Genomic DNA, 14,453 nt, shown 5'->3' with positions numbered 1-14,453 from the left:
ACGCAAAGCGGGCAAATACCGCCTTGCGTTTTTTATTAAAGCATTGGATTTTCATGCTTAGCTATTAATCGCTGCCACCTTTTCTCAACTTCTGCTTCAAACTCTTCTAATAACGGTTTGTTTTCATCTTTTAGAAGATGTTTGGTTTTCCCCATATACTTTAACCACTCGGATAAAGAAATACGCTTGTTTTTCTCTTCCGGATTGTAAGTAATTGTTGTAATCCCTTGTTCCACTTCATAAAGCGGGAAGAAACAAGAATTTACTGCAGCTTCCACGATCGTTGTGCCGTAGCGGTCATCAGATTTCCAATTTAATGGACAGGTTATCAAGATCTTTCCATATACGGTACCTACATTTTGCGCATACCACTGTGCTTTTGCACCCTTTTTAATCAAATCTTGCGGGAAGCTTTCCGAACCTGTAAAAACATAAGGAATATTTGTTGCAGCCATGATTTGTGCAGTATCCTTATGATGGAACGCTTTTCCGCGTTGTTTTTTACCTACACCCGATGTACTCGTCATATGACCTATAGGTGTTGAATAAGACATCTGCGATCCGGTATTCATGTAGCCTTCATTATCATATTCAAGCATAATCAACTTATGTCCGCGAAGCGCAGTTCCAATTGCTGAACCCATACCAATATCCATACCGCCATCACCGGTAATCATAACGAACGTTGCATCATCAGAAACTTCAATTTCACCGCGACGTTTTAATTCCAAGAACGCTTCGACCGTTCCTGATAATGTTGCCGCTCCATTCTGGAACAGATTATGCATCATCGTTTGCTTATGAGAAGTGTTTGGATAGGAAGTGGTTGTTACATATGCACAGCCTGTTTGGAAAAGTGTAACAATATCTCCTTCAATTCCTTTAAAGAATAATTCAAGCCCTGCAAAAATTCCACATCCCGGGCATGCACCGTGCCCTGATGCAATACGTTTCGGTTTTGAAGTAAGGGCACGAAGCGGTGGAATTTTCACCTTTAACTTATTGGTTTCTTCATCCATTTTTACATCAATTAAACCTGACTTAAATACATCTCCATACTGTGGTAAAATGACAGGCTTAAGGATTTTTTCCGGATTACCGGGAATATGACCGTAGTAGTCAAATGGCTTTTCAGCATAGCCTTTTTCCATCGCATCAATCGCCATATCAAAGAAGCTTTGTGCATCACTTGCATAGAAATCTTTTCCGCCAAGACCAAATACACGGCTTAAAACGATTGTTTGGTTTTCGCGGTCATCTTGAAGGGCTGATTTCACTTCATGTGTTAAATTCGGACCATTTGCACCATAGGAATCCGCACGTTCGCCCACTAATAATGCTTTTACATTTTTAAGTGCCTCGCGAATTTTATCCGCCGGGAATGGACGGATGATATTTGGGCTGATGACACCGGCTTTAATCCCTTTTTCACGGAGCTGATCGGCAACATCTTTAGCTGATTCTGCTGCAGAGTTTAATAGGAATAAAGCAACTTCAGCATCTTCCATTTTATATAAATCGAGAACAGGATATTCTCTTCCGGAAATCTTCGCATATTCTGCAGCTACTTCTCTAAATACCTCACCGGCATTATATATCGCTTCCGATTGCTGGAAGTGATTGTTAATGAAATCATCTCCACTCATATGAGCACCGATGGTTACCGGTTTTTTCGGATCTCGTGCAAAATTGTAATCAGTTGGACACTCGCCAACAAATTGTTGAACAATGTTACGGTCCTTGAAGAATTCTACTCGACGCTTCTGATGAGAAGTAAAGAAGCCATCATAGGCAACTATAACCGGTAAGCGAACTTTTGAGTGTTCAGCAATTTTAAGTGCCATGATATTCATATCATAAACAGCTTGAGGAGTTTTTGCTGTCAAAATAACCCAGCCGGTATTCAAGGCATAATAAAGATCAGAATGATCTCCCCTGATATCAAGAGGACCGCTGACCGCACGGGTAACGAGATTCATAACCATAGGGAAACGTGTTCCTGATTGAACAGGAAGCTGTTCAATCATATATAATAAACCATTTGCACTTGTTGCATTGAACACACGTGCGCCGGTAGCAGCTGCACCATAGCAAATACCGGCTGAACCGTGCTCGCCATCTGCAGGAATCAGCTTAATATCATGTTCGCCGCGTGTTTTCATTTGATCTAAAAATTGCGCTACTTCTGTTGAGGGAGTAATTGGAAAGTATCCCATGATATGATAATTAATTTGTGCTGCAGCCATGGCAGCCATTTCATTTCCTGACTCAAAGGTAGAAATCTGTTCTGCTTTGCCTTGGGCTGTTAATTTTTCTTCTAAAATTGCCATTAAAGACTACCTCCTGCTATATAAGGAAAGTTTTGCTTCACGCAGTTTTCATCAGCATAACCAATCATTTCGCGAAGATCACCAAGTGCATCGGTCGGACATGCTTCCACACATTTTAAGCAGCCTTTGCAATATTGGTAATCAATTCCTTTAAGAAACATTTGTTTTCTACCGCGTTTATCTTCTCCCTCTTCCCAAACAAAACAAAAATCCGGACAAACGTTGTCGCACGCTGCACAGTTAATACATTTATCTTGTTGGAATTCAGGTAGGAATCCTTGTCTGGAACCGCTTAAATCTTTTAAAATACTATTTGCTTGGGTAAGCATGACTCCGCCGATTTCCTGAGTCAAAAATCCTAGCTGCGGAAGCGGCCGTGTGAAACTTTTGCCTTCAGCACCCGCAGGTACCTCATAGGTTTTAAATTGAACTTCATTATATCCGCGATCAAATGTACGAATATTTGGTTCAACTAAATGTGGATATTTCTTTGTAAATGTTTTGCGGATAACATCTCTCATAGACTCAGGATCGAGGAAACCACAAATTCGATATAATGCGCCGAGCATGGCTGTATTAACTTTTGTTTTTTCCTCAACTGCAATCGATAAAGCATCAACAATCGCAAGCGTACCATATTCTAACTGTAAATCCGTTTTCACATCATCAAAATTCCTCAAAGTATTTACCAAGACGATCCCATCTGCATTCAATCCGCTTACAACATCCACTGTTCTGTATAATGCTTCATGGAATACGCCTACAATATGCGGTTGTTCTATTGGGCTATGATCCCTAATTTCTACATCCGGCTCACAAAAACGGATAAAGCTTTTAACAGGTGATCCTTTTTTTTCAGAGCCATAGGATGAAAAATTAGATCCTTTTAATCCAAGACTTAAAACGCCGGCTTCCGCCAGCATTTTTCCGGCTAGGTTAGCTCCCAGCCCGCCGATTGATTCTAAACGGATTTCAAAAAATCCCAGTTCATTTTTCTTCGGTAAGATTGACATGTTCTCCCTCCCAATATAAGAAAGGCTTAGAGCCTTCTACAAAAAAAATAAAGATTAACTTCCCCATAGTTATTGTAGGGCAACTATTTTTATAATGCTGTGACAAAAGTCAAATATTCACGAAAAAATTTTATAACACATTATTTTTTTCCAAAAAAACCTTTATTCTATATGACTTTTTAACTCACCTCCAATTGTACAACAGTCATTTCACTGTAATATAACAGTTGATTTCTTCCCTAAAAAAATAAAGGCCTCCCTCAAAAAAAGAGGCAGACCTTTGTTTTAAAATCTATTTATAAATCATTAATAACGATATAGGAAGCCTTAACAGGACCGTGTACTCCAACGACAAGATTAAGTTCAATATCTGCAGAATTACTAGGCCCGGTTATAAAATTAATGCAGGAAGCTACATGCCCCGTTTTTTGATAGATTTCGCGTATTTTTTTTGCTGCTTGAGTCATCCGAGGTACAAGTGTGCTTTTCGGGATAAGCATGATCGAGGTTGCAGGTAAAAAGCTTACCGTTCTTCCTTTATTTTCATCGCTAAATAGGACCACAGTACCTGATTCTGCAAGGGTTATTTCACTTATGGTTATTCCTACATTTGCCTTTTCGGCTTTTCGAATGTTTTGTTCTCCAACTGTGTAATCCCACTCAAAAACTTCAATATTTTGATTAAACCACTCTTTTTTCATCAGTAAATCAAGTCCCCAACGGGTAAAACGCTCATCCTTCCACGTAACAACCGGGCCGCCGCCATAGTTTGCAACAATATTGCCTAGGATTGCAGGTAATTCTTGGCTGTCAGTAGTATAGAGATTTGTATGGATCTTTTTACATTGTTCTTTCAATACTTCCAACAATTCGTCCTGTGAAGCATCTTTTAACACTTCATTTTGGGGTTGGAATTTCCAGCTTGGCTTTTCAATGGGAGAAGAAATACGCGAACGGTCAAGACGGCCGGCAATTTGATTTAAAAATTTATCCCGATTTTGGATCGTACCTTTCATAATTAGTTGCCTCCCTTTTCGCGATTTTTAAACCAATCTCTAAATCTTTCTTTATTCGGGGCCGGAAACTCCCGGATATCCGTCCAAGCTTTTAATGGTCCCGGTCCTTTGGAAATCTTATCTCCTACAGTGAATGGGCTCAATGCTGTTGGTGCAATTTTAGAACCTATTTTATACAAAGCAGGTGATGCTGCACCCAAACCAAAAGCCTTCATTGCCAGTTTTTCAGAGATTGGTGCTTTTCCTTCTTTTTCAACTATGATTTCACGGTGTTTATGAAGCAGGTTATGTAACGGTATTTTTACCGGACAAACCTCTGTGCACGCACCACAAAGTGTAGATGCATAGGGGAGTTCCTTATATTCGTCATACCCCCCCAGTAATGGTGATAATACGGCTCCAATCGGACCTGAGTAGATGGAGCCGTAAGAATGTCCGCCAACATGACGATATACCGGACATGCATTAATACAAGCGGCACATCGGATACATTGCAAAACAGATTGGAATTCTCCGCCAAGAATATTCGATCTGCCGTTATCGACAATCACAAGGTGAAATTCTTCAGGACCATCAACATCCAATTCCTCTCGCGGTCCTGTCAATACGGTAATATAGCTGGTTAATTTTTGTCCGACTGCACTTCTTGTTAAAAGACTGACAAGGACTTCCATTTCTTCAAAGGTAGGGACAATTCTTTCCATTCCCATGACTGTAATTTGCGTTTTTGGCAGTGCTGTTACTAAATCGGCGTTTCCCTCGTTTGTAACTAAACTGAAAGAACCTGTTTCAGCTACAGCAAAGTTACAGCCTGTAATCCCAATATCCGCAGTGAGGTATTCCTTGCGAAGCGTTTCGCGTGCATGCCAGGCCAGTTCCTCAGGTTTTGAGGTTTTGGTATACCCAATTTTTTCTGCAAAAACCTCGCGAATTTGCTCTTTATTTTTATGAAGGGCCGGCACAACGATATGCGATGGCGGATCATGGTCATCAATTTGAAGAATGTATTCACCAAGATCCGTTTCGATGACTTCGCACCCTTCTTCCTCTAACATAGCATTTAAGCTGATTTCCTCGGTTACCATCGATTTTGATTTCACAATTTTCTTTGCGTTTTTCTTTTGAACAACTTCCCTAATATAGTCGTTTGCTTCTTCTTTGGTCTGAGCAAAAAAAACATTTCCACCCCGTTTAGCAACATTCTCACTTAATTGCTCCAAATAATAATCTAAATGTTGCAGAACATGTTGCCTTATTTCTTCCCCATGATTACGCCATTCTTCCCAATTTCCTAATTCTTCAGTTACGATTCGCCTTTTCATACTCATTCCGTCCTGTGCTCCGGCAACGGCACCGCGCATAAATCCATCATGAATTCCTTTATCAACACGTACTTTAAATTGATCCGTGCCAATCTTCATTGACATACGCCTATTCCTCCACCCTTAAAAAAATAATCCAAGAACTGTTCTTTTCACTACTATTAGTAATCAACTAAGAATGTAAAGTATAATTTTTATTAACGACTATTTAAAACCTCTGCAATATGCATCACTTTGATCGGCTTCCCTTTTCTTTCGATTCGCCCGCCGATATTCATTAAACAGGCTGCATCAGCACCAATTAGATAATCCGCACCTGTTTCTTCAACGTGACGCACTTTTTCATCAACCATTTGCTCTGAGATTTGTGCCATTTTTACAGAAAAGGTTCCCCCGAATCCACAGCATTGTTCCTTCCCCGGTAATTCCGTGAACTTTAGCCCTTGTACATTTTTCAACAAAGTCAGCGGAGCTTCTTTAACCCCGAGCAATCGCGTCATATGGCAGGAGGTATGGTAAGAAACAGTTCCTTCGAATCGGGCACCGACATCCTCCACTTTTAGGACATCCACAATGAATTGTGTAAGCTCAAATGTTTTTTCTGCCAGTTTTTTTGCTTTTGATTCCCAAACAGGGTCTCCTTTAAAAATATGAGGATATTCGTGAAACATATATGCACAAGAACCGGATGGAGACACAACAAATTCCGCATCACTAAAAGTCTCAATCATTCGTTTCATCGCTTCTTTTGATTCTTTCACATAGCCACTGTTATAGGCAGGTTGTCCGCAACAAACCTGGGATTCCGGAAAATCGATTTCGCAGCCAAGTCTTTCTAGTAATTCAACAGTTGCTTTTCCTACATTGCTTTGAAACATATCCACTATACAAGTTGCAAAAAGAGTAACCTTCATGATTCTCTCCCTCTCTAATAAATCTCTCATTTATTTTAAATCCGCCCATCAGCCGGTGACCTGGTCATCTGATGACCTACCAAAAAAGATTACTATCTTTATAGTACAATAAAACCCTCAAAAATAGAAAGAGCTTTCAAATGAATTATCCCTAATTATCTTAGGTAAATAGAAAAACTGCAGTTCCAGTGATTTTTACGATTGCAGTTTTTCTACTTTTTTTCGCCGGAAAAATTTATTTAGACAAATTCGTATGTTGAAAATATTTTTTTAGGACTGCCTCTACATTTTCAAGGTGAACAAGCATAAAGTACCTGGCTTTTTCTTCGTCCTGCTCCATTATTGCTTGATAAATAGCCTTATGTTCATCATATAACCGTTCTACTGTTGTCTGTTTTGAAAAAAGCCAAACCTTCCTCGTTTCTCTCATGGTTTCGGACATTAAACCTGAAACATGATTCATTAGACTCATCAAAAGCTGGTTTTGTGCCGCCTCAGCAAGGGCAAAATGGAATTGTAAATCTGCTTTTTCCCCTAACTCCTCATCGCCGTGTGCTTTCTTCATCTCTTCAAGAGCACTCTCCATCATTGCAAGATGCTGATTCGTTCTCTTTTTTGCTGCTGCTGCTGCAGTACCACTTTCAATAATTTTACGAACCTCTAAAAGTTGGGCAATATCCTCTTTATTCATTAAGATCGCCGTTGATAATGGAAAGGTAATTTGCTCTGATACAAATTCTTTTATATATGTACCTTCACCTTGCTTCATATCTACAAGTCCCATTGCCCGTAATGAAGTTAAAGCTTCACGGATTGCCGAACGCCCAACTTGGAAGTTTTCAGCTAGTTGTTGTACAGAATCAAGTTTATCGCCAGGCTTTAACTGACCGGATCGAATCATTTCATAGATAGCTTCAGCTACCTCTTCATAGATTTTCTTCGGTTTAATTTTTTTATATTTCATCCATCCAGCCCCTAACAAACATTTCATCAATTTTACGCACCTTTATTATACCGTTTTCTAGAAAATGTGCATCAAACTTCACTTTATTCGAAAAAAACATCTTTCTTCTATATTAATCATGAAAAACATAATGATCTCAATAAAAATGGAAGTCCTGCCGCCAGGCCTTTTCCATTGTTTGATACCTATTCTATTTGTCTAGAATAGGTTATAATAAAATATTGTTTTCATTTTATACTAAGGAGATTTTTTAATGAACGTCATTTGTTCGACCCTGAATGCCAAGTACATTCATACAAACCTGGCTATTCGCTATTTAAAGGCATATGCTTCCCCGGAATATACTATACAAATTAAAGAATATACAATAAAAGACCCGGTAATGAATATTGTCACCGATCTCTATCAACAAAAGCCGGACGTTATTGGCTTCAGCTGTTACATTTGGAACATCGAGGAAACAATCAAGGTTGTTAATATGATTAAAAAAATTGACCCGGCTATCATAATTGTATTAGGGGGACCTGAGGTTACCTATGATACGTTAGAGTGGATGGAAAAAGTTTCGGATGTCGATTTTATTGTTATCGGTGAAGGTGAACAAACATTTAAGCAATTGCTTACCGAAATTGAATCAACCAATAACTATAGGATTGTACCCGGAGTAGCTTTTCGGAATAATGGGCAAGTGATGATTACACCTCAAATGAATAAGCTTGATTTAAAGGATCTACCTTCCCCCTACCACTTCCATGAGGATCTTCCACATTTGGGTAAACGCATAACTTATATTGAAACAAGCCGTGGATGCCCTTTTAGCTGCCAATTTTGCTTGTCGTCAATTGAAGTTGGTGTACGTTATTTTGACAGAGAGAAAATTAAAGATGATATTCGTTATTTAATGACCTCCGGTGCAAAAACCATCAAGTTTGTGGACCGGACATTTAATATCAGCCGAAGTTATGCAATGGAAATGTTCCGCTTCCTTATTGATGAACATTTACCTGGTACCGTCTTTCAATTTGAAATCACTGCAGATATTATGCGGCCTGAGGTAATAGAGTTCTTAAATCAAGAAGCACCAAAAGGACTTTTTCGTTTTGAAATCGGAGTACAATCCACCAACGATTACACGAACGAACTTGTCATGCGAAAACAAAATTTCAAAAAACTGACAAGAACTGTCACACTGGTAAAAGAGGGCAGAAAGATTGACCAGCATCTCGATTTAATTGCAGGACTGCCGGAAGAAGATTACGCATCTTTTAGAAAAACTTTCAACGATGTGTTCGAACTCCGCCCTGAAGAATTACAATTAGGTTTTTTAAAAATGCTGCGCGGAACCGGCGTTCGTCTACGTGCGGCTGACCATCAATATATTTATATGGATCATTCGCCGTATGAAATTTTAGGGAACAATGTTCTCTCCTTTAATGATATTGTCAGAATCAAACAGGTTGAAGATGTTTTAGAAAAATACTGGAATGACCACCGCATGGATCAAACGGTCGAGTATTTAGTATCCAATGTATTTGCTTCACCATTCGATTTCTTTCAACGATTCGGCTCCTATTGGGACAAACAAGGTTGGTCAAGAATTGGTCATCAGCTTGAAGATTTATTCCGCAGGCTTTCTTCCTTTCTTAAAGAGCAATCGGTTAATGACCTGGATTTCATTATGGGATTGATGAAATATGATTATTTAAAAAACCATAAATACAAGCCGAGGAAGCCTTGGTGGGAAGCAACCTTTAATAAAGAAAAACGGGTACAATTATACAAGCAAATTATTGAAAATCCCTCCCTGTTAGGAAAATCATTTATGGAACTGGAACTTGATGAAAAAGATTTGTTTAAACATACAATCCTTGAAGAGCTTACATTTGACCTTACCAAATATTTATCATCAGGAAAGATTGAAAACCAATCATCCTGTTTATTAGCCTATTTTGATCCAATTAATGAAAAAACACTTATTTTTTCATTTAACAACATGTAAAAAGCCGGCAATATCGCCGGCTTTCTTTTATTTTTTTGGACTCCGATTTTTTTTCTTTTCCTTTTGAGATATTAATGGCAGCTCGTAAAGTTTTATACCATTTACATCTCCAAATTCAATGCTAAATTCCTCATTAGTAATAGCAGTGGGCGATTTACGGCGGTGTTGCACTTAACCTCTACCTTTTTTCCCTAACTTTGAATTTCGATTTTGACCCCTAATGGCATTATTATTATCGGTAAATTCCGCAGAAAATTCACTTTCCTGTACATTTTTATCCGGGGTTTTAGAATACTTTTTAACTGCATCAAATTCTGCTTTACGTTTAGCCATCATCTATTCCTCCCTAAAATTAAACTTACACATCTATTTTTCAACAAAATCACATCAATCATTCGTTTCCTTATTTTTCTTAAATAAATTTGCGCTACAGGTAAAAAATAAAGAAAAACAGGAGTGAGGAAAATATGGATACAAGTAAACAAAAGCAAAAATCATTAAGTATAAACGAAACTTTACCACATCAAATAACTGCTCCCAGTTTTAAAGGAACCGGCATGAAAATTGAGCCTCCATTTGTCAATAAACATGGGGTGACGATTGGTGACAGCTTTTATGCCTCTCCAAATTCTCCGTTAGAAAAATGGTCGGAGGAAACAGACCCAGCGATTATGTCCGGTGATGAGTGGGTTCATCCGACAAATGATATTGGCTGGAATTCTACTGAAAATCGTGAGCTGCTTGAAAGTAAAAGAAAACCCCAAGCCTCTCCATTTATGCACCCAACAAAAGATGTCAGTCAAGGTAGTGATTAAGCCGGGTTTATTTACCCGGCTTTTTTTGGACAAAAACCATCATAGCCCGATAAAAGCAGTTCTTATATAATAAGAGCAGAGAATTTTCGGAGGTGGGCACGATGTTACTCCCTGAGCTTGCTGAAAAGATTGTACAGGAAGTAAGAAAATTAATCGGTGAAGATATCATCGTTGTTAATACAGACGGCTTTATTATTGCAAGTACAGACAAAGAAAGAGTGGGGACATTCCATGAGGGAGCATTGATTGCCTCAAAAAATAAAAAAAAGCTGATTATCACCATTGATGATCAGAAAAAATTAGTTGGCGTAAAAGCGGGTATTAATTTTCCGATATTTTTTCAACATGATGTCATCGGAGTAATCGGAATAACGGGAAATCCAAGCAAGGTTACTCTTTTTGGTGAAATTATCCGTAAAATGACTGAACTGCTTATTAGTGAAAATTATTATTCTGAACAGTTTGATTGGCATTCCCGGGCACTTGAATCATTTGTAATGGACTGGGTTCAATCTAAAGAGCGGGATAGTTCTTTTCTTAATAGAGCCAGGCTTTTATCCATTAACATAGAGGTTGCCCGGACTGTCGCAATTATTGAGCTTTTAGGGTTAAACTCTCCCCTTTCAAGAGAAATTTGGTCTTCCATTTTAAATTGGACCCATCAAAATAGTAAAGAAGTAGCTGTCCGGACAGGAAATGAAAGAATTGTTCTTCTCTTAGATTGCTCAAGCGATACTTCCCGGCTTACAATTGAAAAACGACTAAATCATTTTATTCAGTATATTAACAAAAATTTTGGCATCCAAACATGTGCAGGAGTAGGCCAAGCGGCAGTTTCCGGAGAAGTTCGAACCTCTTATCTCCAAGCAGAAAGAGCGTTAAAAATTGCAAAGCAGGAAATGAATATAATCTTTGATGAGGATTTAACCCTTGAAATGGTTATTGGTGAACTTAGCCCAAAAACGAAGGCGGAATTTATTAACCGCACCATAGGACCGATTTTATCTGAACGTCAACTTCTAGAAACGATAAAAGAACTATTTAAACAAAATCATTCATTAAAAAATACTTCCGAAAAATTACATATTCATATCAACACTTTACATTACCGCTTGAAAAAAGCTGAAGAATTAACAAATTTGAATCCAAACAACATACGAGATTTATTAACCTTGTATTTGTCTATCATCTTTTTAGATGAACAAACAAAAATTTCCGTGTAATCCCCCAATTTTTCATATGTTTATCCATAGCAGGCGTAAGCCTGTTTTTTTATACTTAAAGTAGATATTCACATTAAAAATAGAATGGTAAACGGATACATGCGAATGGGGGAAACGGAATGCTTTCCAATATAGTAAAGGAAAAAATAATTTCGATTGTTACAAAGGATAATTTTGAGGACACCAAAATAGAAAGGCTTTCATATTCCTATGATTCCACTCCAAACCTTCAGTCTATGCCGGATGCAATTGTCAGTCCAAGAAATACGAAGGAAGTTTCGGAAGTAGTAAAAGTTTGTAATGAGTTTAAGGTTCCGGTTGTCCCACGTGGTTCAGGTACCAATCTTTGCGGAGGAACCTGTCCAACTGAGGGAGGAATTGTCCTGCTCTTCAAGCATATGGACAAAATTCTTGAAATTGATGAGGAAAATTTAACGATTACTGTTCAACCCGGAGTTGTCACCCTGAAAATCGCAAATGCAGTTGAAGAAAAAGGGCTCTTTTATCCACCTGACCCAAGTTCAATGAAAATCTCGACCATTGGCGGAAACATTAATGAAAATTCAGGAGGTTTGCGCGGACTTAAATATGGGGTTACTCGGGATTATGTTATAGCACTTGAAGTGGTTCTGCCAAACGGTGATATCCTTAAAACCGGCGGAAAACTCGCTAAAGATGTTGCAGGTTATGACTTAACACGTCTTATGGTTGGTTCAGAAGGAACACTTGGAATCATAACTGAAGCAACTCTAAAGCTAATTCCTAAGCCTGAAACAAAAAAAACAATGCTTGCCTTGTATCAAGACCTTGAAGCAGCAGCTAAATCAGTTTCAAAAATTATAGCAAATAAAATTATCCCAATTACACTTGAATTTCTTGACCAACCGACGTTAAAGGTTGTTGAAGACTACGCACAAATTGGATTACCTACAGATGCAAAAGCTGTACTGCTGATTGAACAGGATGGGTCATTTGAAGCAGTCAATCGCGATTTAGAAAAAATAATGGAAGTTTGCAAGCAGGAAGGTGCTGTTTCAGTCCAAGTGGCTCAATCTGAAAAAGAAGCAGAAAAGCTAACAACTGCAAGACGTTCTGCCCTTTCCGCCCTTGCTAGGCTTAAGCCGACAACCATCCTTGAGGATGCTACCGTTCCCAGGTCGAAAATTGCAAAAATGGTCAATGCCATTAATGAGATTGCCGAAAAGTATAAGCTCGATATTTGTACATTTGGTCATGCCGGTGACGGAAATCTACACCCAACTTGTCCAACCGATTCGAGGAATCATGAAGAAATGGAACGTGTGGAGATGGCATTTGCAGAAATATTTGAAAAGGCTGTTGAGTTTGAAGGTACCATTACGGGCGAACATGGTGTCGGGGTGATGAAGGCACCTTACCTTGAATTAAAGCTAGGAAAAGAAGGAATTGCTGTCATGACGGCAATCAAACAAGCATTAGACCCAAATAATATTATGAACCCAGGAAAAGTTTTTGCAAAGGACAGCAAGAAACGTGTGGTGGTATCAAAATGACCTCCATAAAAGAGCAAGAAATCATCCAAGAACAATTTAAAGCGAGAATGAATGAAGATGAATTATTAAATTGTATGCGCTGTGGATTTTGTTTGCCGTCCTGCCCTACTTATATTGAATCAGGCTACAAAGAATCCCATTCTCCCAGAGGGAGAATAGCCTTAATGAAGGCTGTTGTCGATGGATTAATTGAACCTGATAAAGATTTTGAACGGTCACTGGAGCTCTGCCTGGGCTGCCGGGCTTGTGAGCCTGTTTGCCCATCCGGTGTAAAATATGGACATTTACTAGAGGAAGCCAGAGACATTATCAATCAAAACAAGAAATTTTCTTTACCAACAAAACTAATTAGGAAAACAGTTTTCCAAGGACTTTTTCCTCACCCTAACCGGGTGCGGAATCTTACAGGATTAATTGGATTCTATCAACGTTCCGGCATTCAATCCATTGCAAGAAAAATTGGCTTTTTCGGTCTTTTACCAGAGCATTTAGCAACAATGGAAAAAGTGCTGCCAAAAGTTCCGACAATGAAAGAAATGAAAAACCGCCCTGAATATTTACCGGCAATTGGAACACCGCGCCATCTAGTTGCCTTTTTTAGCGGCTGTCTAATGGATACGATGTTTTTACAAACAAATAATGCAACAATGAAACTGCTTCAGCTGGCAGGCTGTGAAATTGTAATCCCGCAAAATCAAACATGCTGCGGAGCACTTCATGGTCATAGTGGCGAAAAGGAAGGATCAAAGGATTTGGCAAAAAGGAATATCAAGGCCTTTGAAGATTTACATGTGGATTTTATTATTACAAATGCCGGCGGATGCGGTGCCTTTTTAATTGATTATGATCATCTGTTAAGGGACGATCCGGAGTGGAATGATCGGGCAAAGGAATTTGCTTCTAAAATACAAGATGTCTCCGAAATTTTAGTCGCTGTTGATTTTCACAAAAAGGTACGATTGGAGCTGCCGAGTCAAATCATAACCTATCAGGATTCCTGCCATCTTCGTAATGTTATGAAAACTGCATCTGCTCCGAGAGCCCTGCTTCAGTCTATAAAAGGAGTAGAATATACTGAAATGAAGGAAGCAGACCGTTGCTGCGGATCGGCAGGAATTTATAATATTATTGAATCAGAAATGTCGATGAAAATGCTCGACTATAAGATGGTTCAAGCTAAAAACACTCATGCAGCAACAATTGTTACAGCTAATCCGGGATGTTTGTTACAAATGAAAGCTGGAATTGAAAAGGAAGGTCTGTCCGCGATAATGAGGGGTGTTCATATTGTTGACCTTTTAATAGAAGCTGTTGTACCGGAATAA

12 protein-coding genes are annotated in these 14,453 nt (G+C 38.8%); 5 read left to right on the top strand and 7 right to left on the bottom strand.

Annotated elements, in window-relative coordinates; all coding sequences use genetic code 11:
• Window positions 1-35: 35 nt before the first annotated feature.
• The 6 genes from J2S10_RS07585 to J2S10_RS07560 form a co-directional block, all read right to left on the bottom strand.
• Window positions 36-2,330, bottom strand: a complete 2,295-nt coding sequence (locus J2S10_RS07585; RefSeq protein WP_307406070.1) for a transketolase C-terminal domain-containing protein — start codon at window positions 2,328-2,330, stop codon at window positions 36-38.
• Entirely contained in the window at window positions 2,330-3,343 is a 1,014-nt protein-coding gene (locus J2S10_RS07580; RefSeq protein WP_307406068.1) for a 2-oxoacid:acceptor oxidoreductase family protein, read from the bottom strand. Before J2S10_RS07580 ends, J2S10_RS07585 begins: the two co-directional genes overlap by 1 nt.
• A gap of 296 nt (window positions 3,344-3,639) precedes the next feature.
• Window positions 3,640-4,359 carry a LutC/YkgG family protein gene (locus J2S10_RS07575; protein WP_307406066.1) on the bottom strand — a complete coding sequence of 240 codons (720 nt, stop codon included), beginning with the start codon at window positions 4,357-4,359 and terminating at the stop codon, window positions 3,640-3,642.
• A gap of 2 nt (window positions 4,360-4,361) precedes the next feature.
• Window positions 4,362-5,786: a LutB/LldF family L-lactate oxidation iron-sulfur protein gene (locus J2S10_RS07570; protein ID WP_307406064.1), complete on the bottom strand. Its 1,425-nt coding sequence runs from the start codon at window positions 5,784-5,786 to the stop codon at window positions 4,362-4,364.
• Window positions 5,787-5,878: 92 nt separating this feature from the next.
• A complete protein-coding gene (locus J2S10_RS07565) occupies window positions 5,879-6,595 on the bottom strand; it encodes a (Fe-S)-binding protein (protein ID WP_307406062.1) in 717 nt (238 codons plus the stop codon).
• Window positions 6,596-6,830: 235 nt separating this feature from the next.
• Complete coding sequence (locus J2S10_RS07560; protein ID WP_307406061.1) at window positions 6,831-7,559, bottom strand: FadR/GntR family transcriptional regulator; 729 nt, start codon at window positions 7,557-7,559, stop codon at window positions 6,831-6,833.
• A 253-nt stretch (window positions 7,560-7,812) separates the two neighbouring features.
• Between J2S10_RS07560 and J2S10_RS07555 the strand changes: the two genes are divergently transcribed.
• A complete protein-coding gene (locus J2S10_RS07555) occupies window positions 7,813-9,558 on the top strand; it encodes a B12-binding domain-containing radical SAM protein (protein WP_307406058.1) in 1,746 nt (581 codons plus the stop codon).
• A 171-nt stretch (window positions 9,559-9,729) separates the two neighbouring features.
• On the opposite strand, the gene J2S10_RS07550 is transcribed toward J2S10_RS07555, so the two are convergent.
• Window positions 9,730-9,891, bottom strand: coding sequence for a hypothetical protein (locus J2S10_RS07550; protein ID WP_307406056.1), 162 nt, complete (start codon window positions 9,889-9,891; stop codon window positions 9,730-9,732).
• A gap of 134 nt (window positions 9,892-10,025) precedes the next feature.
• Between J2S10_RS07550 and J2S10_RS07545 the strand changes: the two genes are divergently transcribed.
• The 4 genes from J2S10_RS07545 (at window position 10,026) to J2S10_RS07530 (ending at window position 14,453) form a co-directional block, all read left to right on the top strand.
• The gene (locus J2S10_RS07545) at window positions 10,026-10,373 is read left to right on the top strand and encodes a DUF3905 domain-containing protein (RefSeq protein WP_307406054.1); all 348 of its coding nucleotides are present in this window, start codon (window positions 10,026-10,028) and stop codon (window positions 10,371-10,373) included.
• A gap of 101 nt (window positions 10,374-10,474) precedes the next feature.
• Window positions 10,475-11,596, top strand: coding sequence for a CdaR family transcriptional regulator (locus tag J2S10_RS07540; protein WP_307406051.1), 1,122 nt, complete (start codon window positions 10,475-10,477; stop codon window positions 11,594-11,596).
• Window positions 11,597-11,715: 119 nt separating this feature from the next.
• The gene (gene glcD / locus J2S10_RS07535; RefSeq protein WP_307406049.1) at window positions 11,716-13,128 is read left to right on the top strand and encodes a glycolate oxidase subunit GlcD; all 1,413 of its coding nucleotides are present in this window, start codon (window positions 11,716-11,718) and stop codon (window positions 13,126-13,128) included.
• Window positions 13,125-14,453, top strand: coding sequence for a (Fe-S)-binding protein (locus J2S10_RS07530; RefSeq protein ID WP_307406047.1), 1,329 nt, complete (start codon window positions 13,125-13,127; stop codon window positions 14,451-14,453). Before glcD ends, J2S10_RS07530 begins: the two co-directional genes overlap by 4 nt.

The sequence above is a fragment of the Neobacillus ginsengisoli genome (assembly GCF_030813055.1).
This window is presented reverse-complemented; position numbering and strand designations above follow the sequence as displayed.

Coding starts and splice junctions, on each gene's coding strand:
- J2S10_RS07540 (WP_307406051.1), top strand. CDS start 10,475: ATGTTACTCCCTGAGCTTGCTGAAAAGATTGTACAGGAAGTAAGAAAA.
- J2S10_RS07550 (WP_307406056.1), bottom strand. CDS start 9,891: ATGGCTAAACGTAAAGCAGAATTTGATGCAGTTAAAAAGTATTCTAAA.
- J2S10_RS07530 (WP_307406047.1), top strand. CDS start 13,125: ATGACCTCCATAAAAGAGCAAGAAATCATCCAAGAACAATTTAAAGCG.
- J2S10_RS07560 (WP_307406061.1), bottom strand. CDS start 7,559: ATGAAATATAAAAAAATTAAACCGAAGAAAATCTATGAAGAGGTAGCT.
- J2S10_RS07555 (WP_307406058.1), top strand. CDS start 7,813: ATGAACGTCATTTGTTCGACCCTGAATGCCAAGTACATTCATACAAAC.
- J2S10_RS07575 (WP_307406066.1), bottom strand. CDS start 4,359: ATGAAAGGTACGATCCAAAATCGGGATAAATTTTTAAATCAAATTGCC.
- J2S10_RS07565 (WP_307406062.1), bottom strand. CDS start 6,595: ATGAAGGTTACTCTTTTTGCAACTTGTATAGTGGATATGTTTCAAAGC.
- J2S10_RS07545 (WP_307406054.1), top strand. CDS start 10,026: ATGGATACAAGTAAACAAAAGCAAAAATCATTAAGTATAAACGAAACT.
- J2S10_RS07580 (WP_307406068.1), bottom strand. CDS start 3,343: ATGTCAATCTTACCGAAGAAAAATGAACTGGGATTTTTTGAAATCCGT.
- J2S10_RS07570 (WP_307406064.1), bottom strand. CDS start 5,786: ATGTCAATGAAGATTGGCACGGATCAATTTAAAGTACGTGTTGATAAA.
- J2S10_RS07585 (WP_307406070.1), bottom strand. CDS start 2,330: ATGGCAATTTTAGAAGAAAAATTAACAGCCCAAGGCAAAGCAGAACAG.
- glcD (WP_307406049.1), top strand. CDS start 11,716: ATGCTTTCCAATATAGTAAAGGAAAAAATAATTTCGATTGTTACAAAG.